22 protein-coding genes and 2 pseudogenes are annotated in these 24,307 nt (G+C 65.5%); 4 read left to right on the top strand and 20 right to left on the bottom strand.

Annotation, left to right across the window (positions count from 1 at the left end):
* The 10 genes and pseudogenes from ACRDTL_RS02815 to ACRDTL_RS02770 form a co-directional block, all read right to left on the bottom strand.
* Positions 1–635 (bottom strand): gamma-glutamylcyclotransferase (locus ACRDTL_RS02815; RefSeq protein ID WP_431505198.1); only part of this gene is annotated, 635 nt, incomplete at its 3' end.
* Entirely contained in the window at positions 636–1,916 is a 1,281-nt protein-coding gene (locus tag ACRDTL_RS02810) for an Nramp family divalent metal transporter (protein WP_431505203.1), read from the bottom strand.
* Positions 1,913–2,989, bottom strand: coding sequence for an NAD(P)H-dependent amine dehydrogenase family protein (locus tag ACRDTL_RS02805; RefSeq protein ID WP_431505202.1), 1,077 nt, complete (start codon positions 2,987–2,989; stop codon positions 1,913–1,915). Before ACRDTL_RS02805 ends, ACRDTL_RS02810 begins: the two co-directional genes overlap by 4 nt.
* Before the next feature lie 2 nt (positions 2,990–2,991).
* Positions 2,992–3,783, bottom strand: coding sequence for an SDR family oxidoreductase (locus ACRDTL_RS02800; protein WP_431505201.1), 792 nt, complete (start codon positions 3,781–3,783; stop codon positions 2,992–2,994).
* 100 nt (positions 3,784–3,883) lie between these two features.
* Positions 3,884–4,732, bottom strand: coding sequence for a Ku protein (locus tag ACRDTL_RS02795; protein ID WP_431505197.1), 849 nt, complete (start codon positions 4,730–4,732; stop codon positions 3,884–3,886).
* Positions 4,733–4,760: 28 nt separating this feature from the next.
* Positions 4,761–5,999 (bottom strand): adenylate/guanylate cyclase domain-containing protein, encoded by a 1,239-nt coding sequence (locus tag ACRDTL_RS02790; protein WP_431505196.1) that lies wholly within the window; start codon positions 5,997–5,999, stop codon positions 4,761–4,763.
* Between the two features lie 12 nt (positions 6,000–6,011).
* On the bottom strand, positions 6,012–6,932 hold the full coding sequence (locus ACRDTL_RS02785) for a carbohydrate kinase family protein (protein WP_431505195.1): 921 nt from the start codon (positions 6,930–6,932) through the stop codon (positions 6,012–6,014).
* Complete coding sequence (locus ACRDTL_RS02780) at positions 6,929–8,371, bottom strand: mannitol dehydrogenase family protein (RefSeq protein WP_431505194.1); 1,443 nt, start codon at positions 8,369–8,371, stop codon at positions 6,929–6,931. Before ACRDTL_RS02780 ends, ACRDTL_RS02785 begins: the two co-directional genes overlap by 4 nt.
* A gap of 52 nt (positions 8,372–8,423) precedes the next feature.
* Positions 8,424–9,248: pseudogene (locus tag ACRDTL_RS02775) on the bottom strand (HAD family hydrolase); the annotation flags it as partial.
* Entirely contained in the window at positions 9,248–10,771 is a 1,524-nt protein-coding gene (locus tag ACRDTL_RS02770) for a mannitol dehydrogenase family protein (protein ID WP_431505193.1), read from the bottom strand. The pseudogene ACRDTL_RS02775 and the gene ACRDTL_RS02770, both read right to left, overlap by 1 nt.
* A gap of 161 nt (positions 10,772–10,932) precedes the next feature.
* Here ACRDTL_RS02770 and ACRDTL_RS02765 point away from each other — a divergent pair, with 161 nt between their 5' ends.
* Positions 10,933–13,182, top strand: coding sequence for an ATP-dependent DNA ligase (locus ACRDTL_RS02765; RefSeq protein ID WP_431505192.1), 2,250 nt, complete (start codon positions 10,933–10,935; stop codon positions 13,180–13,182).
* Positions 13,183–13,193: 11 nt separating this feature from the next.
* Here ACRDTL_RS02765 and ACRDTL_RS02760 read toward each other — a convergent pair whose 3' ends face one another.
* The gene (locus tag ACRDTL_RS02760) at positions 13,194–13,568 is read right to left on the bottom strand and encodes an EthD domain-containing protein (RefSeq protein WP_431505191.1); all 375 of its coding nucleotides are present in this window, start codon (positions 13,566–13,568) and stop codon (positions 13,194–13,196) included.
* An 86-nt stretch (positions 13,569–13,654) separates the two neighbouring features.
* Between ACRDTL_RS02760 and ACRDTL_RS02755 the strand changes: the two genes are divergently transcribed.
* Entirely contained in the window at positions 13,655–14,503 is an 849-nt protein-coding gene (locus tag ACRDTL_RS02755; protein WP_431505200.1) for an SMP-30/gluconolactonase/LRE family protein, read from the top strand.
* Positions 14,504–14,585: 82 nt separating this feature from the next.
* Entirely contained in the window at positions 14,586–16,520 is a 1,935-nt protein-coding gene (locus ACRDTL_RS02750; protein WP_431505190.1) for a fumarylacetoacetate hydrolase family protein, read from the top strand.
* Between the two features lie 6 nt (positions 16,521–16,526).
* Here the strand turns inward: ACRDTL_RS02750 and ACRDTL_RS02745 are convergent, their stop codons facing one another.
* The 3 genes from ACRDTL_RS02745 to tnpA form a co-directional block, all read right to left on the bottom strand.
* The gene (locus tag ACRDTL_RS02745; protein WP_431505189.1) at positions 16,527–17,072 is read right to left on the bottom strand and encodes a hypothetical protein; all 546 of its coding nucleotides are present in this window, start codon (positions 17,070–17,072) and stop codon (positions 16,527–16,529) included.
* Between the two features lie 117 nt (positions 17,073–17,189).
* Positions 17,190–18,359 carry an RNA-guided endonuclease InsQ/TnpB family protein gene (locus ACRDTL_RS02740; RefSeq protein WP_431505188.1) on the bottom strand — a complete coding sequence of 390 codons (1,170 nt, stop codon included), beginning with the start codon at positions 18,357–18,359 and terminating at the stop codon, positions 17,190–17,192.
* Positions 18,356–18,769, bottom strand: coding sequence for an IS200/IS605 family transposase (gene tnpA, locus ACRDTL_RS02735; RefSeq protein ID WP_431505187.1), 414 nt, complete (start codon positions 18,767–18,769; stop codon positions 18,356–18,358). Before tnpA ends, ACRDTL_RS02740 begins: the two co-directional genes overlap by 4 nt.
* A 104-nt stretch (positions 18,770–18,873) precedes the next feature.
* On the opposite strand from tnpA, the gene ACRDTL_RS02730 reads away from it, so the two are divergent.
* A complete protein-coding gene (locus ACRDTL_RS02730; RefSeq protein ID WP_431505186.1) occupies positions 18,874–19,683 on the top strand; it encodes an enoyl-CoA hydratase/isomerase family protein in 810 nt (269 codons plus the stop codon).
* Positions 19,684–19,686: 3 nt separating this feature from the next.
* On the opposite strand, the gene ACRDTL_RS02725 is transcribed toward ACRDTL_RS02730, so the two are convergent.
* The 6 genes and pseudogenes from ACRDTL_RS02725 to ACRDTL_RS02700 form a co-directional block, all read right to left on the bottom strand.
* The gene (locus tag ACRDTL_RS02725; protein WP_431505185.1) at positions 19,687–20,553 is read right to left on the bottom strand and encodes an LLM class flavin-dependent oxidoreductase; all 867 of its coding nucleotides are present in this window, start codon (positions 20,551–20,553) and stop codon (positions 19,687–19,689) included.
* A gap of 55 nt (positions 20,554–20,608) precedes the next feature.
* A complete protein-coding gene (locus ACRDTL_RS02720; protein WP_431505199.1) occupies positions 20,609–21,361 on the bottom strand; it encodes an STAS domain-containing protein in 753 nt (250 codons plus the stop codon).
* A gap of 361 nt (positions 21,362–21,722) precedes the next feature.
* Positions 21,723–22,008: pseudogene (locus ACRDTL_RS02715) on the bottom strand (DUF4873 domain-containing protein); the annotation flags it as partial.
* A 28-nt stretch (positions 22,009–22,036) separates the two neighbouring features.
* A complete protein-coding gene (locus ACRDTL_RS02710) occupies positions 22,037–22,795 on the bottom strand; it encodes an STAS domain-containing protein (protein ID WP_431505184.1) in 759 nt (252 codons plus the stop codon).
* Between the two features lie 116 nt (positions 22,796–22,911).
* Positions 22,912–24,051, bottom strand: a complete 1,140-nt coding sequence (locus ACRDTL_RS02705; RefSeq protein ID WP_431505183.1) for a DUF4873 domain-containing protein — start codon at positions 24,049–24,051, stop codon at positions 22,912–22,914.
* Positions 24,048–24,307, bottom strand: a 260-nt coding sequence (locus tag ACRDTL_RS02700; RefSeq protein ID WP_431505182.1) for a diiron oxygenase, incomplete at its 5' end; no start/stop codon positions are given. The genes ACRDTL_RS02705 and ACRDTL_RS02700, both read right to left, overlap by 4 nt.

Raw genomic sequence — 24,307 nt, 5'->3', positions numbered from 1 at the left:
CGCACCAGATACACCGACGCGTCAGCGGCGTCGGCGGCGCGTTTGGCGATCGTGTCGGTCATCTGCTCCAGGCCGCCGCCGTGAATGGCGAGAAAACCGAAACGCGACCGCAGCCTGCTGACCTCGCTCACCCAGGCATCGGACAGCAACTCGGAAAACGACTGCGGCGCAGGCGATGTGGGCCGGGAGAGCGGGCGAGGCCAGTGAGCCGGATCCCACCGGCGCAGGAAGTCGATCCAGCGCCCCGGCAACCGGTGATGGATTGCGCCGTCGATGATGCGCTCGAGATAGCCCGGGCGTGGGACACCCGCATTGACCCGGTGATCGATGTAGACCCACGCGGTCGACGGTCCGTCGTCGGTTTGCACGGTCAGCTGGTCACGGCGATAGCGCCGCGGCACGCCCTCGGCGCTGTCCAGGGTGGCCAGGTCGTGATCGGAAAGCTGCCAGAGGACCCCGTGGACCTGCGTACCGGCAAATGGTTCGACGGTGGCCACCCCACGCTGGTTGATCAGCCAGTCGTGGTTGCCCAGTACGGCCGGCCGCGGGTCGAACGCATCCGGACACCGCCGCGCCATCTGGCTGACGCACAGGTTCGACCCGTACGCGAAGTAGGTATGACGGCCGGCACGCATTCAGCCGTGCACGGTCAGGACGATCAGCACCACATTAAGCAGACTAACCATTACGCCGACTACCCAACCAACACCCGTGGTAACGCGGTGGTTGACGTCGACGCCCATCAGCGCGTGGTCGCTGGTCAACCGGACCAGCGGAATCAGCGCGAACGGGATGCCGAACGACAGCACGACCTGCGAAAGCACCAGCATGCGGGTCGTGTCGAACCCGCCGGCCAGGATCAGCAGCGCCGGCGCCAGGGTGACCAGCCGGCGCAACAGCATCGGCACCGACCGGTAGAGCAAACCCTGCATGATCATCGCGCCGGCGTAGGCACCCACCGATGACGACGCCAATCCCGACGCCAGCAATCCGATCGCGAAGAACACCGCGATCGTCGGGTTCACCGTGTCGCGCACCGCAGCATAGGCGCCTTCGATCGACGCGGTGTCGCCGCGACCGGCCATGTTGAACGCTGCGACCAGCAGCATCGCCGCGTTCACCCCGCCGGCCACGATCATCGCCAGCCCGACGTCCCACCGGGTGACGCGCAGGAGTCGACGCCGGTGCGGCCCCGGGTCGGGATGTCCGTGCCGGTCGCGGGCCAACCCGGAGTGCAGATAGACGGCGTGCGGCATCACGGTGGCGCCCAGCATCGCGGCGGCCAGCAGCACGCTTTCGGTGCCGCGGAATCGGGGCAGCAGCCCACCGACCACATCACCCGGTGGGGGTGTCGCAACGAAGAAACTGGCGGTGAAACCGATCGCGATGACCAGCAGCAGCCCGGTGATGACCCGCTCGAACCACAGCTGGCCGCGCCGGTCCTGGATCCCCAGCAGCAGCAACGACACCACCCCGGTGATCGTCCCGCCGATCAGCAGCGGCAGGTGGAACAGGATGCCCAGTGCGACCGCTCCGCCGATCACTTCGGCGACGTCGGTGGCCATCGCCACGATCTCGGCCTGCGCCCAGTAGGCCAACCGGGCCGGGCGGTTCAACTGCGCTCCGACGGTCTCCGGAAGCGAGCGCCCGGTTACCAGTCCCAGCTTTGCCGACAGGTACTGCACCAAGCAGGCCATCGCGTTCGCGGCTACGACGACCCACAGCAGCAAGAAGCCGAACTGCGCGCCGGCGGTGACGTTGGCCGCCACGTTGCCCGGGTCGACGTAGGCGATCGCGGCGACGAACGCCGGTCCGAGCAGATACCAGCCCGTTTTGGGCGGGACCCGGGTCTCCTGTGCCACCCAACCCACTTTCCGGTCTACGAATAGCGAAGTTAGGTTAACCGAAACATTCAGCCCGGAGTGTAGAGGCCGCGCCCGGTGACCAGCGGCAGGTCCAGGGTGGTCCGGATGCCCGGCGGCGCGGCCACCACGGCGGGGATCGCGTTGACGATCCGCATCGCGGTGGCGACCAGCCCGGCATGGTTGTGGTCGCCGTTAGGGCTGCTCAAGCAGATATCGACGGCGTACGACGGCTCGCCGGTGATCTCGAGGCGGTAGGAGCCGCCGGGCTGGGCGGGCTGCGGCCAGTCCGGGCGCAGATCGTCCCGCAATCGGGTGACATGTTCCAGGACGACGACGGGATCGCCGTTGACCAGTCCGAGCACCTCGAACCGCAGTGCGGCGGCGCTGCCCTTGGGGATATGGCCCGCGGCGATTTCGAAGTCCTCGGGTGCCGGTTCGCGCACGTACATCTCTTCGACCGTGTCGAGTTCGACGCCCAGCCCGGCAGCAAGCTGACGCACCACCGAGCCCCACGCCAGGCTCAGCACCCCGGGCTGCAGCAGCATCGGGATCTCGTCGATCGGCTTGCCGAACCCCATGATGTCGAACATCACTGTCGCGCTGTCGTAGGTGGCGTAGTCGACGATCTCCATGCAGCGGATCTGCTCGATGCTCTGGCAGGTGCCCGCCAACGCCAGCGGCAGCAGGTCGTTGGCGAATCCGGGATCGATGCCGTTGACGAATAGGCTCGAACCACCTTCTCGTGCAGCCTCTTCCAGCGGAGCGAGCATCTCCTGTGGAAGCACCTGCCACGGGTACTGGAGGAAAACCGCGCTGCTGCCGACGACGTTGATCCCGGCGGCCAGGATGCGCCGGTAGTCGTCGAGCGCCTCGGGCAGCCGGTTGTCGGCCATCGCGGTGTAAACCGCGCACTGCGGGCTCCTGCCCAGCACCTCGTCCAGGTCGTTTGATGCTGTGACGCCGGTGGAGACATCAAGGCCGGCAAGCTCTCCGGCGTCTTTGCCGGCTTTGGACTCCGACGACACCCACACACCGGTGAGTTCGAATTGCGGGTTGGTGATCAGTGCCTTCAATGCGTGGGCTCCGACGTTGCCGGTGCCGATCTGGACGACGCGGATAGTCATGGTCATAGGTCCGGGATCGGTAGGTCGAGATTGGGAAAGGTGATGCCGCCGTCGACCTCGAGTACCTTGCCGGTCAGGTAGCTGCCGGCAGGCGACGCCAAATACACGGCGGCGGCGGCGATCTCGTCAGGATGGCCGAGGCGGCGCAGTGGTGTCGCCTTCTCCATCGGCGCGCGCAGCTCGTCGTTGGAGGCGACGATGTCCAGCGCCGAGGTGGCGATCGACCCCGGCGCGATGGCGTTGACCCGGATCCGCGGGCACAGATCCAGCGCGGCCAGCCGGGTGTAGTGGGCGAGTGCGGCCTTGGCGGTGCCGTAGGCGGCAAAACCACGTCCGGCTACCCGGCCCATCGTCGAGGTGATGTTGATGATGTTGCCGCCGCCGGAATGCTCGAGCATCAGCGGCACCGCCGCGGTGGTCAGCGCGTGGGCGGTGCCGACATTGAAGGTGAACGCGGCTTTGAGGTCCTTGGTCGACGTGTTGAGCAGCGCGTTGGGCATGGTGCCGCCGACATTGTTGACGACGATGTCCAGCCGGCCGAAGGCGTCGACGGCCCGGCCGGCCAGCTCCGCGGTCGCCTCGGGATGGGCCAGGTCGGCGGCGACGACGTGGGCGCGGCGGCCGGTGGCGCGGACCTGGTCGGCGACGGCATCTAATTCGGATTGGGTGCGGGAGGCGATCACGACGTCCGCGCCGACGTCCGCGAAAGCCAGGGCGATGGCCGCGCCGAGGCCGCGACCGCCGCCGGTGATGACGGCGACTTTGTCATCGAGCCGGAATTTGTCGAGTATCACGGGCGTCACGGTAACAGGTTCTAGTTTCTGCGTTGGCTCTGCGTCTACTGCGCAGAAGTGCGAGTGGGATGCGCCGTCAGCGCAGAGTCAATGCCAGAAGCTAGGCCTTGGCCTTGGCCTTCTTGGCGGGCGCCTTTTTCGCCGCCGACTTCTTGGCGCCGGAGCGTGCTTTTACGCTGGCCTCCAACTTGGCCAGCAGGTCGGAGACGTCCTCGGTCTCGTCGAGTTCGGTCGCTTGCTCCTCGACGGTGAAGGCTTCCCCGCCTTCGAGTTTGGCCTGGACCAGCTCGTGCAACTGTTCCTGATAGTCGTCGTGGTAGCGGTCGGGGTTGAAGTCGTCGGCCATCGACTCGACGACCTGGCCGGCCATTTTGAGCTCGGCCGGTTTGATGTCGACCTTCTTGTCGAGTATCGGGAAGTCGGGGTCGCGGATCTCATCGGGCCACAACAACGTGTGGATCACCATCACGTTGCGCTTGCTGAAGTCCTTGACCCGCAACGCCGCAAGCCGGGTTTTGTTGCGCAACGCGAAATGCACGATCGCCACCCGATCGGTGTCGGCCAGCGTCTTGGCCAGCAGCACATACGACTTCGATGACTTGCCGTCCGGCTCCAAGAAGTAGCTGCGGCTATACATCATCGGGTCGAGCTCGCTGGCCGGAACGAATTCCAGCACCTCGATCTCGCGGCTGCGCTCCTCGGGCAGCGTCGCGATGTCGTCGTCGGTGATCACCACCATTTGGCCGTCGTCGGATTCGTAGGCCCGCGCGAGATCGCGGTACTCGACCACCTCGCCGCACACCTCACACACCCGCTTGTACCGGATGCGTCCGTTGTCTTTGGCGTGCACCTGATGAAACTTGATGTCATGGTCCTCGGTCGCGGTGTACAGCTTGACCGGGACGTTCACCAGCCCGAAGGAGATCGAGCCCTTCCAGATGGACCGCATACAGCCAGTATGCCCGCTGGGCGGTGGATCACTGGGCCATCAGCGCCGCGCCAGCGGGTTTCCTCCCGACAACGCACCACGATTCGACGCGCCCGGCTCCCTTGACGTCGATCAGCCCCCGAGGCTCGCAATCGAATTCACCGCAGACGAGGTCGAAGGTATTGCGGGTGATTTGGATGATGCCGCTTTGGCCATGCGACTCCATCCGGCTCGCCATGTTCACGGTCTCGCCCCAGAGGTCGTAGATGAATTTTTTGTGGCCGATCACGCCGGCGACCACCGGGCCGGAGTTGATGCCGATGCGGAAGGCGAGCCGGCGTCCGCCGAACGCCCGCCGGCCGATCTCAGCCTGCATGTCGAGTGCCAGGTCGACCAGCGCCTGCGCGTGATCGGGGCGAGGGCGTGGTACGCCGGCGGCCACCATGTAGCAGTCACCGATCGTCTTGATCTTTTCCAGGTCGTACTTGTCGACGAGTTCGTCGAAGCACTCGAACACGTCGTTGAGCAGGTCGACCAGGCGCAGCGGCATCATGGTCGCCGCCATCGGGGTGAACCCGACGATGTCGGCGAACAGGATGCTGGCGTCCTCGTAGTGGGCGGCGATCGCGCGCGGTTCGACCTTGAGCGCCTCGCAGATCTCTCTGGGCAGGATATTGAGCAGCAGCAACTCCGAACGTTCCTGGAAGAAGTTCCGGCGGCCGACGAAGTAATACAGCAGTCCGAACACGATCCCGATCACCGCTCCGACGTTGAGCGCGAAGAACCACGTGACGAACGTGTCGGGCAGGTTCGCGGGTCTCAGATGGGGCTGCAGCAGTGCGGTCACGGCCAGCAGCGCGACGAAGCCCACAATCCAGAGCAGTGTGCGCCGCAGTTCTTCGAGCAGCAGCGAACCCAGCGGACACAGTGCCGCCCAGATGATCACCACGCTGGACTGCCGGAAGCCGCCCAGCGCGATCGTCACCAACCACGGCAGGATCAGGATCAGCAGCAGTTGGGTGAAGCGGTAGAACTCCAGATTGCGGGTCCAGGCGAAGATTCCGGTGTTCGCGCACGTGAAGACCGTATAGAAGGCCGGTACCGCAGCGGCAGTCGGAACCTGCATAAAAAGGTAGATCGCGCTCCACAGCGCGGTCAGCGGTAAGGTTCCCGCGCACAGCACGACGACGAGACGCTTCTGCAGAGCCGTTTCGTTGGTGTCGGTCGCTGTCGCGCCGATGCGTCCCGCCCACGCGGCGAGCCGGTAGGCATGCCCTTGCGTTGTCATGCAAGCGATAGATTAGCTGGCGGCGGCATCCACTGCGGCGCGGTCCGGCAGGTCAGCACCCTTCCGGGCGACCGTCAACGACGCACACACGTCGGCCACCCGCAACGCGCCGGTCAGCGAGTCCAGCCCGATCCGGCGCAACTCGCCGCGCCGCTCGGCACCTAACAGCCCCATGCTCCACAGCGCGTCGATCAGACCGACCATAAACGCATCACCGGCGCCGACAGTGTCGACCACCCGCCCCGCTATGGCGTCCACCCGAGTCTCGCCCGCCGCACAGAACGCCGCAGCGCCACCCTCGCCCAACGTCACCGCGACTATCGAGGGGCCCAGCCCAAGCCAGGTGCGGGCGATCAACTCGGGCTGGCGGTCGGGGTGGAGCCAGCGCAGATCCTCCTCGCTGACCTTGACGACGTCGCTGCGCTCGACGAGATGCTCGATGCGTTCGCGGGCAAGGTCGGAGTCGATGATCAACGTCGGACGCACATTGGGATCGAAACTGACCGTGGCCGACGGGTGATACGTGTCGACCAGGGCCGCAACCGCCAGGCAGCCCGGCTCTTGCACGGCGGCGATCGATCCGGTGTGCACGACAACGGGCGGAGCCGCCACAGGTGTGCCGGACAGCTGCCACTCCAGGTCGAAAACGTAGTCGGCCACACCGTTATCGTCGACCGTCACCTGCGCCGTCGGCGTTCGGGGAGCCGCCACACTCCCCGGAACAAGTTGTACGCCAGCAGTATTGGCGTAGTCGAGGATGCGTCTGCCGTACTCGTCGTCACCGATATGAGTCAGCAGATCGACGTCGCGGCCCAGCCGGCCCAGTCCGACGGCGACGTTGAGTGGGCTACCTCCGACGTGCTCACTGATGACCTGTCCGTCCCGTTCGACGATGTCGATCAGCGATTCGCCGATCACCAGCCCACGGATCATCGCACTAAAGCCTCCAGCGTCGCCTGAGCGCCGTTGTGGTGCAACGACTCCAGCGCCCAGCGGTACGCCTCGACAAACCGTGGCTGGTCCGCCAAATCCCCGAACAACTCGGTGTTTTCGATGAACGCAGTCGGGTTGTCTCGTTGCGAGCGGGCGATCGGCACCAGCGAGTCGGCCAGTTGGTCGATGACCTGGATCGGTGCGCCGTACTCGTCGACGCCCTCGGCGTAACGGGCCCAACTTGCCACCGCCGCGGACGCCAGCCTAATCGGCCCGCCGGTCGTCAGGTTGTCGCGGATCACCGGAAGCAGCTCGTTTGGAATGCGATCCGACGAATAGCTGCATATTCGTTCGATGCTGTCGAGAATTTCCGGGTTAGCGAAGCGCCTCATCAGCGTGTCGGTGTAGTCAGCCAGTTCGACACCGGGTACGTCGGCCAATGTCGGGATAGCCTCGGAATGCCAGTAGGCACGCAGGAATTCAGCGAGAGGCCGGTCGTTGACCGCGTCGTGGACGAACTGATGCCCGCATAGGTAAGCGAAGTAGCACAAGCACTGATGCCCGGCGTTGAGCAACCGCAGCTTCATGAACTCGTAGGGGTCCACGTCGTCGACCAGCAGTACGCCCGCTTCTTCCAACGGTGGCCTGGCGTCGGCGAAGTCGTCTTCCAAGACCCACGTGGTGAATGGCTCGGTCATCACCGGCCACCGGTCGTCGACACCGAAGTCGCGCCGAACTGCCCTCGCCGCCCGCGGTGTGATGGCGGGGGTGATCCGGTCAACCATGGAATTCGGAAACCGGGTATTCGCCGTGATCCATTCGGCTAGCCCAGTGCAATCATGCGCTGCCGCAAGCACAGCGCGCCGCGCGACCTCGCCGTTGAACTCGATGTTGTCGCACGAGACGATCGTCGGCGAGGCGACGCCGCGGTCGCGACGGCGGGCGAGGGCTTCCGCGATCAAAGGAAACGCCGGTCCGTCGGCCTGGTAGCCGCCCTCGGTGATCGTCATCGAGATGATCCGGGTGGTTGGTGCCGCGAGCAGTTCGATCACCGCGTCGGGATCGTCGGGCGCGTAGCGGTAGTCGATGATCGATCCGATCACCCGCGCCTCGCGGCTGCCGTCGGGATGCTCGACGATCAGCGTGTACAGGCCATCCTGAGCGCGCAGCACGTTTCTCATCCGGCGGTCCTGCGGCAGCACCCCGACCCCGCAGATGCCCCAGTCACGCGCCAGTCCTTGCTCGAGCAGCTGCTCGACGTACATGGCCTGATGCGCGCGGTGGAATCCCCCGACACCGAAATGGACGATGCCGATGCCGACGCCGTCGCGGTCATAGCTTGGCCCCGGGATCGGTAGCTCTGCCAGCGTGGCATTACTCAGTTTCGTAGGTTGTTTCGCAGGTGGTGGCGACAGCGCTGTGGCGAAGTTTTGCGTCATGAGTTCCCCTGGGGTTGGTTGCTGGACCGGTCGGTCCACATGATCGCGGCCACGACAAAAGAGCATCAGTGAGAGCGCGCCACGAGTCGATGATCGCGACTGCCCCGGCGTCGATCAGTTCAGCACTGCGGCAAGGACGTTCGTCGGTGGGCACGAACATCAGGTTGCCGACGGTGGGGTAGCCGGCCGCGACTGCGGAGGTGACGCCGGGCACGGAGTCTTCGATGGCCAGGCCGTGGTCGGCCTCGATGTCCAGCACCTCGCCGGCGTGCAGATACACCGCCGGGTCGGGCTTGCTCGTCGGCACAGGAAGGGAATCTTCCGCGCTGAAACGCAGCGGCGCCGGGATGAGTGGATCGAGGCCGGTGGCGGCGAAGCAGGCATCCAGACGCTTGCCGGCACTGGAGCTGACCGCTGCCAATGCATACCGCGAAGCGAGAGCTTGCAGCGGAGCAAGCACCTGCGGGTCTGGTCTCAGGGTGGCGGCCAGATGTGCGGTGACGTGCTCGCGTTCCCGGCGCACCCATTGCTCGAGTTCGTCGGCGCACAGCGCGCGATCGGTTGCCACGTCGCCCGGTGAGGCGACAACGGCAGCGGGACGCCCGGATGTCAGCGTCTGCTCGACCGGCACTTCGCACAGCACAGCGAGGTCGAGGGCGGTGCTGCGGAAGTTTTTTCCGGTGGCCTGCTTGCGCAGTTCCTCGGCGGTAACTGGGGCCGGCACGCCGAACCTGGCCAGGAAGCGATTGATCACCTCGACCGAGGCGGCGAAGGCCGGTCCCTCGGAAGGAAACAGGTTGTCATCGGCGTCGCAGAGCACGGTGGTGATTGGCGCAGGGTCGAATCGGCGCACAACCGCCAGCCCCCGCCGGTTCATCACGCTAGCTCCGACGCAGTGCCCGCCAACGCTTGGCGCAGTGTGGGCAGCACGCCGCGCTCATCGATGTCGGCAATCATGTCGCCGAGGCGCTCCGCAAAGGTGGGCACCGAGCGTAGGTCGGTGAAGATGTCGTGTTGCAGCAACGGATCGGGGTTGTTTCCTCCGCTGGTCGCTGAGGTGCTCAGCACCTCTGAGTGCGGGTCTTCGATGTGGATCTCGTGGCCCTTGAGGTCATAGCCGCGCAGGTAGCGGGCCCACCCGGCCAAGGCCAACATCAGCAGAGTGTGCGGCTTGCCCTGCGCGATCGCCTCGTGCAGCGACGGCAGCACAAACGCCGGCATCTTCTCCGATCCCCGACGAGCCAGCCGCGACAACTTGTCGCTGATGAGCGGATTGCTGAACCGGGTGAGCAACATGTTGCGATAGTCGCGCGTGTTCATCCCGGGCACCGCTGGTAGCAGTGGCTGAATCTCATCACGCATGAGCTGCTCGACGTAACCGAAGATGACCGGGTCGCTCATCGTTTCGTCGATGCGCTGGTAGCCGGCCAGCGTGCCCAGACACCCGAGCGCGATATGGGACGCGTTGAGCAGGCGGGTCTTGACAAGCTTGTAGTCGCTGACATCGGCCACGAACTGGGCACCGACCTCCTCAAGCGGCGGGCGGCCGTGACAGAAGCTGTCCTCGATTATCCACTGACTATACGGTTCGGTCACCACCGGCCAGTTGTCCACGATGCCAAACGTGCGCTCGACGAATCGGCGTTCCTTGTTTGAGGTCCGTGGGGTGATCCGGTCGACCAGGGTCGACGGGAATGCGACATGTTTGTCGATCCAGCGGGCAAGGCTGGGGTCGCGCAACTCGGCGAACGACACCAGCGCGGTTCGCGCCACCGGCTTGTTGTCGGGCAAGTTGTCACAGCAGAGCACCGTAAACGGGGCAATACCGGCGCGGCGGCGCTCCTCGAGTGCCTCGGCCAGGTATGCCCACGTGGTGGCAAAGCAGTTCGAGCGCTTCGGTGCGGCAAGATCGGCACGCACGTCGCGCTTGGCAGCGTCGAACTCGCCGGTACGCGGGTCCAGGAAATACCCGTTGCCGGTAATCGTCAGGCTGACGATGCGGGTTTGGGGATCGACCAGGGCAGCGCGGACAGCAGCGCTGTCGTGCGGTGCGTAATAGTGGCGGTCGATCGAGCCGACCACGCGGGCCGTTTGGCGGTCATGGTCGCGTTGCACAACGGTGTAGAGGCCATCCTGCGCTGCCAGTGAATCTTTCATCTTGCGGCCGCGAAGACTGATGTCGGCGATCCCCCACTGCTGGGAAATTCCTGAGCGGGCAAGGTCATCGAAGTAAACGGCCTGATGCGCGCGATGAAAGTTGCCGGCGCCGATATGAACGACACCCCGCGCAAGGGCCGACCTGTCATAGGTTGGCACGTCGATTCGTTGCGAATGCTCGCGCAATGTGGCGTCGCTCAGCGGGAGGCTGTCGGTGCGGTCCAGGGGTACGACATTGGGCATAGACTCCCTGCCTACCCCAGTGCTCGCAAAAGTACACCTTCGTGTGAAGGGAGTCGGTGAGCGAGCGCGAAACCGTTACATCCCGTTGGCTGTCGTGAACAGCCGTTTCAACCGACATAGTGGCATTCGCCACACCAAGGTGTTGGCGTAGGTTTAGCGTCATGGCGCCGCGGGTGCAACTGACCAACGCCGACAAAGTGCTTTACCCCATCACCGGAACCGCCAAGGCCGATATCTTCGGCTACTACACCGGCATCGCCGATGCGATGCTCCCGCACATAGCCGGGCGCGCGGTCACCCGCAAGCGCTGGCCCAACGGCGTCACCGAGCCGTCGTTCTTCGAGAAGCAGCTGGCTTCGTCGGCGCCCGGCTGGCTGCCCCGCGGCAGCGTCACCCACCGGTCCGGCACCACGACGTATCCCCTTATCGACAGCGTCGACGGATTGGCCTGGATCGCGCAGCAGGCCGCGTTGGAGGTGCACGTGCCGCAGTGGCGTTTCGTCGACGGGAAGCCAGGCCCGGCAACGCGTTTGGTGTTCGACCTCGATCCCGGCGAAGGCGTGACGATGGCCCAACTCGCTGAGGTGGCTCGCGCGGTGCGGGACCTGATCGCCGATATCGGGCTGACCACCTACCCGCTCACCAGCGGCAGCAAGGGCTTGCACCTCTACACGCCGCTGGACAAGCCGGTGAGCAGTCGAGGCACCACCGTGCTGGCCAGACGTGTTGCTCAGCAGCTGGAGAAGGCGATGCCGAAGCTGGTCACCGCGACGATGACCAAGAGCCTCCGACCGGGCAAGGTGTTCGTCGACTGGAGCCAGAACAACGGGTCGAAGACCACCGTCGCGCCGTATTCGCTGCGCGGCCGCGATCAACCCACCGTCGCCGCACCGCGCAGCTGGGACGAACTCGACGACCCCAAGCTTCGCCAATTGCGCTACGGCGAGGTGCTTACGCGTGTCGATAGCGATGGCGATCTACTGGTGGCACTGGATCCCCCTGTGGCGCAGCGTAATCGACTGGGAAAGTACCGCAGCATGCGCGACGCGGCGAAAACACCCGAGCCGGTGCCTACCGCAGAACCCGCTACCGGGCAAAACGATACGTTCGTGATCCAGGAGCATCACGCGCGGCGGCTGCACTACGATTTCCGGCTGGAACGCGACAGCGTGCTGGTGTCGTGGGCGGTGCCGAAAAACCTGCCGGAGACCACCTCGGTCAATCATTTGGCGGTGCACACCGAAGACCATCCACTGGAATACGCCACGTTCGAGGGCGCCATCCCCAAGGGCGAATACGGCGCCGGCAGGGTGATCATCTGGGACTCCGGCACCTATGACACCGAGAAGTTCCGCGACTCCGCCGAAGATGGGGAGGTGATCGTCACGTTGCACGGCAACCGGATCTCCGGTCGCTACGCGCTGATCCAGACCAACGGCGACCAGTGGCTGGCGCACCGGATGAAAGACCAAAAGGTCTTCGACTTCGATGAGCTGGCCCCGATGCTGGCCACCCACGGATCGGTGACGAAACTAAAGGCAACGCAGTGGGCGTTCGAGGCCAAGTGGGACGGTTACCGGCTGCTGGTGGACGTCGACCACGGCGCCCTGCGGCTGCGATCCCGCAGCGGGCGCGACGTCACCGGCGAGTATCCGCAATTACGGTCGCTGGCAGTCGGCCTCGCCGATCATCACGCCGTGCTCGACGGTGAGGTCGTCGCGCTCGATGAATCCGGGGTGCCGCGATTCTCGGAAATGCAAAACCGGGCCCGCTCCACCCGCATCGAGTTCCGGGCATTCGACCTGCTGTACCTGGACGGCCGATCACTGCTCCGGGCCCGCTACCGCGACCGCCGCCGTGTCCTGGAGACATTGGCCGGCGGTAGCGGTCTCGTCGTTCCCGAATTGCTGCCCGGCGACGGTGCCGAGGCGCTGGAGTATTCGCGCAAGCACCGCTGGGAAGGCGTGATGGCCAAAAAACGCGACTCCACCTACCAGCCCGGCCATCGCTCGGCGTCCTGGATCAAGGACAAGCATTGGAAGACCCAGGAAGTCGTCATCGGCGGCTGGCGCGCCGGCGAAGGTGGGCGCACCAGCGGCATCGGCTCACTGATAACGGGTATCCCCACGGCGGATGGTCTGCATTTCGCCGGTCGGGTCGGCACCGGCTTCACCGAACGCGATCTGGCGAATCTGAAAAAGACGCTGGCGCCGCTGCACACCGACGAATCCCCTTTCGACGCACCACTTCCCAGTCGCGACGCTAAGGGTGTGACGTTCGTGCAGCCGACGCTGGTCGGCGAAGTCCGCTATAGCGAATGGACATCGGACGGCCGACTGCGTCAACCCAGCTGGCGGGGGTTGCGGCCAGACAAGGAACCGGTGGACATCAGCTGGGACGGATCGTGGTAGCCGCGGCATCCCTACTCGGACACGATCCCATGCTCATGAGCGTAGAACAGGGCGGAATTCGGAAGGTCGATGAACTTCCGCTCGTCAGCCAGCAGCGCCCTACCCGCCGTCCGACCCTCGTCGGTGCTTGCGGCGTCGACCAAATCGTCGACACTGGACCAATACACTTCTGCCACACCGTCGTACGGTTGCACTTGGCAGCCACGAGCGTCCACCGCCGCCGCGAGTCGCGGATCGGTGAAAGCGTGGCCTTGTGTGTAGCGGCGAATCCGCAGCGCGCCGGCGTGTTCACGGACGAGCGGTGCATGACGTTCCAGCCAGTATCGGTAGAACTCCTCCGACGAGAGCGAGGGCAGGCGCCGCAAGCAGAATACGATCTTGATCACTGCAATCCCTTCGGTCGTTTCAGGAACCATCATCCGGCAGCAGGTCTCGCGTCGCCACCGCGCGCCAGATCAGGAGAAGGGAAGTGATGCGGATGAACGGGGTACGGACGCTGCTCAGCGGTCGTGGCCTGCTCGAATCGCCGCGCTGGCACGGTGGCCGACTCTACGTCTCCGACTGGACGGCGGGCGAGGTCCTCGCGCTCGACCTCGCGGGGGATAGCGTCGTGGTCGCACAGGTGAAGTCGCTTCCACTGTGCACCGCATGGCTACCGGATGGGCGATTGGTGATCGTTTCGTCCCACGATGGCCGACTGTTGCGCAGCGAACCCGACGGGTCCCTGGTCACTCATGCCGACCTCGGAGAATCAGGCTGGAACGACATCGTTATCGACGGTCGCGGAAATGCGTACGTCAACCGCGTCGGCTTCGACCCGATGGCCGGGGAGAAGTTTGCACCTGGTTCCGTTCATCTGGCCACGCTGGACGGCTTGGTGCGCCGAGTCGCGGACGACATCGCATTTCCCAACGGGATGGCGGTGACCGCGGATAACGCCACCCTGATCGTCGCCGACTCGTACCGTCATCAGCTGGTGGCTTTCGACATCGGCGCGGATGCCGGGCTGTCCAACCGACGTGTGTGGGCCGACCTCGCAGCGGGCACGCCCGACGGCATCTGTATCGACGCGCATGATGCGGTGTGGTACGCCGACGTCCCCAACCATCGATGCGTGCGCGTGGCCGAGGGCGGCGCAGTGCTACAGACTGTCGAACTGGACCGGGGCTGTTTCGCATGCGCTCTCGGCGGCCCCGACGGCACAACTCTGTTCATGGTGGCGGCGAACTGGCGCGGCATGACCGAATCGGAGCCGGTGTCGCCGGGTACGGGCCAGGTCTTCTCCCTCGAAGTTGACGTGCCGGGAGCGGGCTGGCCGTGATCGCCTCGGCGGCGTGGGCAGCCGTGCGTGTTGCGCCCGGATATGTTGAAGTGTGGCAAAAGCATCGAGGGAGTAAATCAGGATGCGCTGGGTGACTTATCGAGGCGATGACGGCGAACGCACTGGAGTCATTTCCGGCGAAGCGATCCACGCGATACCGCCGGGCGTGACACTCCTCGAGCTGGTCGGGCGGGGCGCAGCGGGATTGCGTGCAGCAGGCGAAAATGCACTGCAGTCACCGCACACCGTCATGCGTCTCGACGAGGTCACGCTGATGGCGCCGATCCCGCGTCCGCCGTCGGTGCGTGACAGCCTGTGCTTCCTGGACCACATGCGCAATTGCCTCGCGGCGATGGGCGGCGGTCGGACACTCAAAGACACCTGGTACCGGATCCCCGCGCTCTACTTTGCCTGCCCGTCAACCATCCTCGGCCCGTATGAGGACGCGCCGATGGCGCCCGGAAGTGCCTGGCAGGACTTCGAATTGGAGATCGCGGCGGTTATCGGAACAGCAGGCAAGGACTTGTCGGTGGCCGAGGCCGAACAGGCGATCATCGGCTACACGATCTTCAACGACTGGTCAGCGCGCGACCTGCAGCAACTGGAGGGCCAGCTGGCGATCGGGCAGGCCAAGGGCAAGGACAGCGGGGTCACGCTGGGGCCGTATCTGGTCACCCCGGACGAGCTGGAGCCCTACTTCCGCGACGGCAAGCTCGCACTCGAGGTGACCGCGTTGGTCAACGACACGGTGATCGGGTCCGGGTCCACCGGCACGATGGACTGGAGCTTCGGCGAAGTCATCTGCTACGCCTCCCGCGGGGTAATGCTCACCCCGGGTGATGTGATCGGCTCGGGAACAGTGCCCACCTGCACTCTCGTCGAGCACCTCGCCGACCCGCAATCCTTCCCCGGCTGGCTGCACGACGGCGACGTCGTCACGTTACGAGTCCAGGGGTTGGGGGAGACCCGTCAAACCGTGCGGCACAGCCCGGCCCCGCACCGGCTATCGCCCCGTCGCAATCCGGACGCCCGGCCCGACAAGCCCCGCGTCAACCGCGCAGCGGCGAAGGTGCCCTACACCCGCGGGCTGCAGGAAGTGGCCGACCGGGTATGGGCGTGGACGCTGCCCGACGGCGGATACGGCTGGAGCAACGCCGGACTGGTGGCCGGCGACGGGGCTTCGCTACTCGTCGACACGCTCTTCGACCTCGCCCTGACCCGCGAAATGCTGGCCGCTATGCAACCGATCACCGACCACGCGCCGATCACCGATGTGCTGATCACCCACTCCAACGGGGACCACACCCATGGCAACCAACTGCTGGACCGCTCGGTGCGAGTCATCGCCGCCAAAGGCACCGCGGAGGAGATCGCCCACGGTATGCCCCCCGAGATGCTGGCGATGACCCAGACCGCCGACCTCGGTCCGGTTGCCACCCAGTATGTGCGAAATCGATTCGGGCCCTTTGACTTCAGCGGTATCACGCTGCGCAACGCCGACCAGACGTTCGAGGAGGAGCTGACCATCGCGGTCGGCGGCCGCGAGGTACGCCTCTTGAACCTGGGACCGGCGCACACCGCCGCCGACTCGGTCGTGCACGTCCCCGACGCCGGAGTGCTGTTCGCCGGGGATCTGCTGTTCATCGGCTGTACGCCGATCTTGTGGGCCGGGCCGATCGCCAACTGGATCGCGGCTTGTGACGCGATGCTCGCACTCGATGCGGCCACCGTGGTGCCAGGCCACGGCCCGGTCAGCGGTCCGGACGGCATCCGCGCGGTGCGTGGCTACCTCGCGCACGTCAACGAACAGGCCGAGGCTGCTTACCGCAAAGGCTTACCGTTCGCGGAGGCGGCCGACACCATCGAGCTTGGCGAGTATGCGGCCTGGCTGGACGCCGAACGTGTGGTGGTCAACGTCTATCAGCGCTACCGCGAACTGGACCCGGACACGCCGCAGTTGGAAGCGTTGCCGCTGCTGGCGATGCAAGCCGAGTGGTTCGCCAAACACAGCAACTGACAACGATCACGGCAGCAACGGCAGTTGCCACAGCGGTGTTCCGGGCTCGATCATCCAGAATCGGGTCGCGGTCATTCGCACGATGCGCAGCGTGCCGGTGATGAGAATGACCGCGAGCGGCAAGGTGAACACACCGGTCAGGACCGACACCCACACGTCGCTCGGGCCGGCGGTCATGACGTCGAACCACGCGTCGCAGATCAGCAGGATCCCGGTGGTGAACGCGGAGAGAATCAGCACCTGGCGGCGCAGGAAGCCGAGCACCGCGGTGGCTCCCATGAACGTGACCAGCAGGATGTCGAATCCCACCCAGGTTGCCGGCCAGTTGTGCGCGACGTAGGTATTGGGCAGGGTGACGCCCAGATAGGCTATCCACGGGATCAACGCCAACGCGCCGCTGGTCATCACCCCGAGACGGATTCGCCGCTCTCGCTCGTAGGCCGTCGGAGGCAAGGGTTCATCGGAAGATTTTTGCAGCCGATGAACCAAGTCGCGACGCTGCGCCGGGGACATCGCGGCGATTACCGCGTCGGAGACGATGTCTTCAGTCATGCACAGCTCCTTACCAGGATCGCCAGCAGACACAGAGTCGCACACGCACGCGCGCACGCGCGCACGCCTACGGTTCTGTTGTGACTTCTCCGACGGCTGGATGCCGTCGGCTTCTTCTCACGCTGCTTGGGCGTGAAGGGCCAGTTCAGCCCGTAGAATGTTGCGGGCGGCCATCTGGTCTGCTTGGGCGCGATGCGAACATCGTTGGCAGACGAAGTCCGCTTGGGTGACGCGGTTTTCGGCGGCTGCATACCCGCATTTTTCGCAGCCATCCGACGTGTGCCGGGGGTCCACCTCAATCCAGGTGCGCCCAGCTTCTTCCGCTTTGGCGCGCAGAACCGAAACGAACCGGCCCCAGCCGGCGTCACTGATACTCCTCGAAAGCCCGGACTTCGCCCTGGCACCGTTCTTCAGAAACTGGCCGGGATTGTCGGGGTCGGGAACGGGTTTGGCCCGCCGCAACATGTTGGCGATCTGCAGATCCTCCACCACCAGTAGGTCATAGCGTGCCACGAGCTCGCGGGCCTGCTTGTGGTGAAAGTCCTTGCGCTGGCTGGCGATCTTACGATGCCGGGCAGCGACTGTTTCTCGCCTGCGGTCCCGGTTGCGCGACCGCCGCTTGGCGCGGGCCAGTCGCTGCTGCGCGGCAGCGCGTCCCCAGCGCGGATTGTCGATGTGCTCGCCGTCGCTGGTGGTGGCGAAACTGACGATCCCGACATCGACGCCAGCGTCGCAGCCGGTCGCGGGCAGCGGATTCGTGGGGACCTCATCGCAAGACAACACCAAAAGCCAGCGTCGCCCTTGCCGTTTGATCTGAATTGTCTTCACCCGCCCCACAACCGGTCGGTGTAGGTGGACCTTGACCTGGCCGATGCCCTGCAAATACACGCGCTTGGCCTCTGGGAGCCAGCGGGCGCCATCACCGTCTTTAGGCCACTGCACACTGTCGAACCGGGCCGTGCCCTTAAACCGGGGATAGCCCGCTTTGACGCCGGGCCTGGCTGTCTTGAGCCGCCGGAAAAACCCGGCGAACGCCGTGTTCAACCGTCGCAGCGTGGCCTGCTGGGACGAAAACGACCACACCGCCTGATCGCGGCGCGCCGCCCGGATCTCGGTCAGCTGAGCGGACTGATCTCCGTAGTAGATACGGGTCTTACTGTGCGCCCAGGCGTCCCGGCGCTCCTGCAAAGCGGCGTTGTAGAGCTCGCGGTGGGCGTCCACACACGCCGCCAAAGCAATGTGCTGGCGTGCGGTCGGGCGCAGCCGAAACACGTAGGCGCGTCTCATGAGGCCAACACCGCGTCCCACCGATGCTCGATGTAGCGGCACACCGTCGACTCCCAGACATACTCGACCGACGCGGCGAAATACGACGCCGACCACAACACCTTCGCGCGGTTCGATAGATACGGGAACTCAGCACGCAACATCCGCGCAATACGGCCCTTGAACCCCCGCACCACCGGCGCTGGCGCGCCGGCCGGACCGACCCGCACAAACAGGTGCACGTGATCAGCCATCACTTCTTTGGCCACGATCTCCCATCCGTGCCCAACGGTGATCTGCTCCAACAACTCACCACAGCGTGCCGCTACCCGCCCGCCGAGAATCCGGCGTCGATACTTCCGACACCACACCAGGTGCAGCCCCAGCGAGCACACCCCTCCAGGGTTACGGCGAAACCGGCGCTCGGACATGCTTCGCACCTTACGAAACGACACCGACAAACCCCCGAAACAACACCGGTCACCAGCCCCGATTCCCCCGACGGCTAAAGCCGCCGGCCCCCTACGATGCTGTTATGGCAGCTGTCGAACTGAAAACACTCGAAGACCAAATCGCTTGCGTCACGCTCAACCGGCCGGAACGCCTGAACGCGATCGACGGCGCGCTGATCGACGGCATGGACGAGACGTTGGATGCGCTGGACAACGGCGAATTTCGGGTGGCGATCCTGACCGGCGCCGGACGCGGATTCTGCGCCGGCGCGGACCTCAGCGGCACCGGTGAGCCTTGGACAAGACCGGCGAAACCGGCAGCCGCTGCGTTCAAGACCAACTACGACGCCCAGGTGCGGCTGGCCGATCAACTGACCCGGCTCTATGAGTTGCCCATTCCGGTGATCGCGGCGGTCAACGGTGTCGCGGTCGGAGGCGGGCTGGCCTTCGCCCTGCATTGCGACATCCGAATCGCCTCCCGACAAGCGCGGTTCGGCTCGGCGTTCATCAAGGCGGGGTTCTCGTCGATGGACATGGGCACCAGTTACCTGCTGCCGAAGATCGTCGGCGCCGGCGCGGCGCGAGAACTGATGTTGACCGGCCGGATCATCGAGGCCGGCGAGGCGTATCGGATCGGGCTGGTACATGAGGTGGTGGCACCGGACGAGCTGATGACGGCGGCGCTGAGCATGGCCCGCTTGATCGTCGCCAACAACGCGTACGGCGTGTGGCAGACCAAGATCGGCCTCAACGCCGCGCTGGACGCCCCGAGCCTGCGGCACGCCAAGGAGATCGAGAACCGCACCCAGATCATCACCGGATTCACCAACAATCCGGTCGAGGCCGCCCTGGCGCACCGGGAGAAGCGGACAGCGGTGTGGGATCCGCTGTAGCGGTTAGAGTTTGGTGATCACGTTCTCGGCGAACATCTCCAGGTTGCGGATCTTGGTGTCCAGCGGCTCGGTGTCGGGTCCGTTGATGTAGGGCATCCGGAATCCCACGACGGCGTCGGTGACGCCCTTGTCCTCCAGTCGCTTGATGCCGTCGAGGGTGAACGCGTCGGGCGAGATCACGTGGATCTCGAATGGGCCGGTTTTGCCTTCTTCTTCGCGAAACCGGGTGAGCCGCGTGATCAGCCGGTCGAGTTCCGCCGGGTCGCTGCCGCCGTGCATCCACCCGTCGGCGCGAGCCGCGCGGCGCAGCGCCGCACCGGCGTGCCCGCCGACCAGAATCGGGATGGGCTCGGTGGGCGCCGGGGTCATCTTGATCCTGGGGATGTCGTAGAACTCGCCGTGGAACTCGAAGTAGTCACCGGTGGTCAGTCCGCGCACGATTTCGATGCATTCGTCAATCCGCTTGCCCCGCTTGGCGAACGGAACACCCATCAGCTCGTAGTCCTCCGGCCACGGGCTGGTGCCCACGCCCACCCCCACCCGGTTGCCGATCAGCGCCGCCAGCGAACCCGCCTGCTTGGCCACCAGCGCCGGTGGCCGGATCGGCAGCTTGAGCACGAAAAAGTTGAACCGCAGCGTGGTCGTGACCGCGCCCAGCGCGGCGGTCAGCACGAACGTCTCGATGAATGCCTTGCCGTCCAGGAATTCGCGGCTGCCATCCGGCGTGTACGGGTACTTCGCATCGGATTCGAAGGGATAGGCGATGCTGTCCGGGATCGTCATGCCGGCGTATCCGGCCGCCTCGGCGGCCTTGGCCAGCGGGATGTAGAAGGTCGGATCGGTCATCGCCTCCGCGTAGCTGAACCGCACGTCGCCTCCTGTGATCGGATCCCCAGCCGATGCTAAAGGGTGCGCTTGCGAGGCGTCAGAGTTGATTTTCCGGGCCGATAACCGCCCATACCGTCTTTCCGGACGGCGTCGGTGTGCTGCCCCAGGACCGGCACACCGCAGCCACGATCGCCAGCCCGGACACCTGGTCCCCGCCATGCAGGGGGTCCTCGTGCCTGGCCGCGGGCTTCGAGCTCCCGTCGTCCACGGCGACGGTGACGGTCCAGCCGTTGGTCTCCAACCGCAAACCCGGCGAGCTCTCGGTGTGTTGCAGTACGTTCTCGACGAATACGTTGGCGATCACCGTGGCTACCGGGATGAGCTGGGCCTGCGACCACGCTGCCAGCCACTCTCCGACCAGTTCACGCGCCTTGCGCAGGCTGGCCAGTGCGGCGGGCAGTTCGGTGCGAACCTGGTTGCGTTGAGGATTGTCGCCGAGTACGCGCAGCGCGGCCGCGACGTCGGGATGCACCGGCACATAGCGCGTGAGGCCGTTGCGGGTGATGTCTGCCCGGCGGTCCGCATTCGCACAGACCAAGATCACCGGCACGTCCGGCCAGAAGCTGACGTGCCAGCGCGCACTGGTGAATACCGACCACGCCGTGGGGGTCGGGACGTCGAGCGAGGTGACATCGACAAGCACGGCCCGCGGTTCGTCCAGCGCCGCCTTGATGATGCAGTCGCGCAACTTCAAGTACGTGCCGCTGTCCAGCAGGCCATCGACGGTCAGCAGCGTTGCGGTGTCCACGGTGTCCGCGGAAACCACCAACTGACTAGCCTTGCTAACCAGCGCACTCTCCTTACTTTAAGTACATCTCCGTCACTCGTTGGCTCAGTATCGAGATGGCCTGCTCGGCTTCATCGGCCTCAGGGCGCCTTCGACCTCCATATCACGCGCGTGCGGCAAGGCAGTGCGCTCGGCGTCCCGGCGGGCATGTGCAGGACAACCAGTACGGCATCGGGCAGGTCTGGCGGCGAAATGGGTGAGTGCCTCGACCCCACCGGCCGAGGCACCGACGGCAACCACGTTGAGGGCGCTCTTTTTGTTCGCCACTGTGGGCGCGTACCCGCTATGCGGAGCAACCAACCTCGCTAGCGGGGGATCTTCCACCCTATCGGGGTTTTGGCTGCCCGGCAGGGGCGAGTGGTATCTACGGCTGTGGTGCGGTGAGTCCGACATCGTCGATCGCAAATGGCGGTGCTCCCACCCTGGCGATCGAGTGGGTGCCCTGTGGTGTTAGCTCGGTGATGCGTGCCGGTGCGCTGCGCTCGCCGACGGCCAGTGTCACCGCCCGCGTCTGCTTGAGAGCATCGGCCAGAAATTCGCCGAAAATGGTTCCCTGCCAATGGCATTGGCCCGTCAATCGGGTCGAGATGGCCAGTCAGACGGACGTGTACCGGGCGGTGGCTATCACCCACGGTCAGCGTCGCCAATCCGAGCTGGCGAGGCCAGAAAGGTCTTAGCTTAGAGCCGGTTTTCCGGACCAATGACTGCCCACACCGTCTTTCCGTGGGGCGTCGGTTTGCTGCCCCAGGTGCGAGACGCAGCGGCAATGATCGCCAGCCCGGATACCCGGTCGAGACCACCGGCCGGATCCTCGCGACGTCCCGGTGGAGTCGAACTGTCGTCCTGTACCTCGACGGTGATCGTGATGCCGTCGGTTTCCAGCGCCACCACCGGTGCGCTGGCGGTGTGTTGCAGCACGTTCTGGACGAACTCGTTGACAATCACGGTCGCTACCGGGATGAGCGGAGCCTGCGACCAACCCGCCAGCCACTCCGCCACCATCGCCCGCGCCTGCCGCAGGCTGGTGAGCGACGCCGGCAGCTCCGCACGGGTCCGCTGGCGGGCACGCCGAGCGTGGTCGGCGGCTGCACTCATCGCTGACTCAAGAGTTGCGTGCACCGGCACGTAACGCGCGACGCCGATTCGTGCGATGGTCTTGCGTTGGCCGGGGTCCGCGCACACCAGGATGATGGGGACGTTGGGCCAGGTGCCGAGATTCCAACGTGCGCTGATAAATACTGACCACGCCGAGGGGGTCCGCACGTTGAGCGCGTTGACGTCGACGATGACCGCACACGGTCCGTCCAGCGCCGCCTTGGTCACGCGGTTCCGCAGCTTCACGTAGGCGCTGCTGTCCAGGACGCCGTCGACGGTGAGTAGGCACGCGGAGTCCAGGGTGTCCCTGGAAATGGTGAGCGCACTCACCGATCTAGTCATCTGGCTCCCTGCGTGCGGTGTGGGCGTCAGCGAGCCAGCCGACCGAGGCGCCAACGTTAACCGCGTTGAGGATCTAGAATACCCGGGTTTTCCGGCGCCCCAAAGGGGCACGCCGTTTACAGCTGCGGCACAGTGAGTTCGACGTCTGCTGGGGTGAACGGCGGTGCTCCCACGCCGGCGATCGCGTGGGTGCCCTGTGGTGTTAGCTCGGTGATGCGTGCCGGCGCGCTGCACTCACCGACAGCCAGCCTCACCGCCCGCGTCTGCTTGAGAACATCGGCCAGAAACTCGCCGAAAACAGTTCCCTGCCAATGGTATTGGCCGTCGATTGGGTCGACGTGGCCGGTCAGGCGCACCCGCACCTGCCGGGGCGTGTCGTCCACTGTCAGTGTGGCGGTGCCGTCGTAGGTGTCGTCGCGCATTGCGGTAGCCGAGGACAGGTCGAATGCCGATGCCGCCGGCCGACGTCGTGGCCGGCGCAGGTGGACCCGCTCGTTAAACACGTGTTGAGTACTGCGGCGCAAGTCAATTCGGCTGGTGCCAGCGCGTGTCATCAGCTGCAGGCACAAGGCGATGTTCCGCGCCGCGGTTTCGGTGTCGGGGCCGGCGACGAAAAAATAATTGGGAAAACCGTGAACCGCGATTCCGAGGTAGGGCTCCATACCGTCACGCCAGGCCTGCTGAATCCTCAGCCCGCCGGTGCCGGCCAGCGTTTCGTCGCGATCCGCGATGGCCAGCCCGGTGCCGTAGACGATCGCGTCGACGTCATGGTGGGCGCCGTCGTGAGTGCGGATGCCCGACGCCGTCAGGGTGTCGATGGTCGATATCACCACGTCGGCCGACGGGTCGCGGCGTGGCCATCGCCTGGTCCTGCGGATGACCCGCCGCGCCGGATGGGGGAAGACCTCGACCGACGCCGCGGATGCGGCCATCAACTCGATGAACCGCCCGGCGGCGGCGTCGGAGCCGATTACCGCGACATGCTTACCGACCGGATCGAAATCGGGGTCGGGAGCCGCCGCATGCAACGTTGGTCCACCAAAGTCGTTGCGCCCTGGAAGATCCGGAATCCACGGGACGAACGGCGCCCCGCAGGCGAGGACGATTCGGCTGCGACAGGTCTCGCCGTCGATGGTGGTCAGTGCCCAGGTGTCGGTGTTGTCGTCGAACACCGAGCTGATCACCTCGCGGTCCAGCGATGCGAATCCGGCGATTTCGCCGCCGATCACCACGACGTCTTGGACGTTGCTGGTCACAGAAAGCCGCTGCGCGTCCAGCCGCGGCGCGCGATCGGGCCCATCAGTCCGACCTCGGCCAAAAACGCCGCCAGCGGGGCGAAGCCGGTGACCTGAACCTCCTGGTGGTGAGCGCTGTTTCGCGCCATAGTGCGCGCCCGGCGCGCATCCAGGCCCGCTCTCGCGTAGGGGATCGGGTTGGTGAACAGGTAGCGGAAGAACCACCCGCCGACGCCGTTGATGTTGGCGACGAACCATCGGCTGAGTCGTCCCATTC

It is taken from the genome of Mycobacterium sp., assembly GCF_050700595.1.
GTDB lineage: Bacteria > Actinomycetota > Actinomycetes > Mycobacteriales > Mycobacteriaceae > Mycobacterium.
The sequence above is the reverse complement of the archived record's forward strand: the minus strand, read 5'-3'. Positions and strand labels throughout refer to the sequence as shown.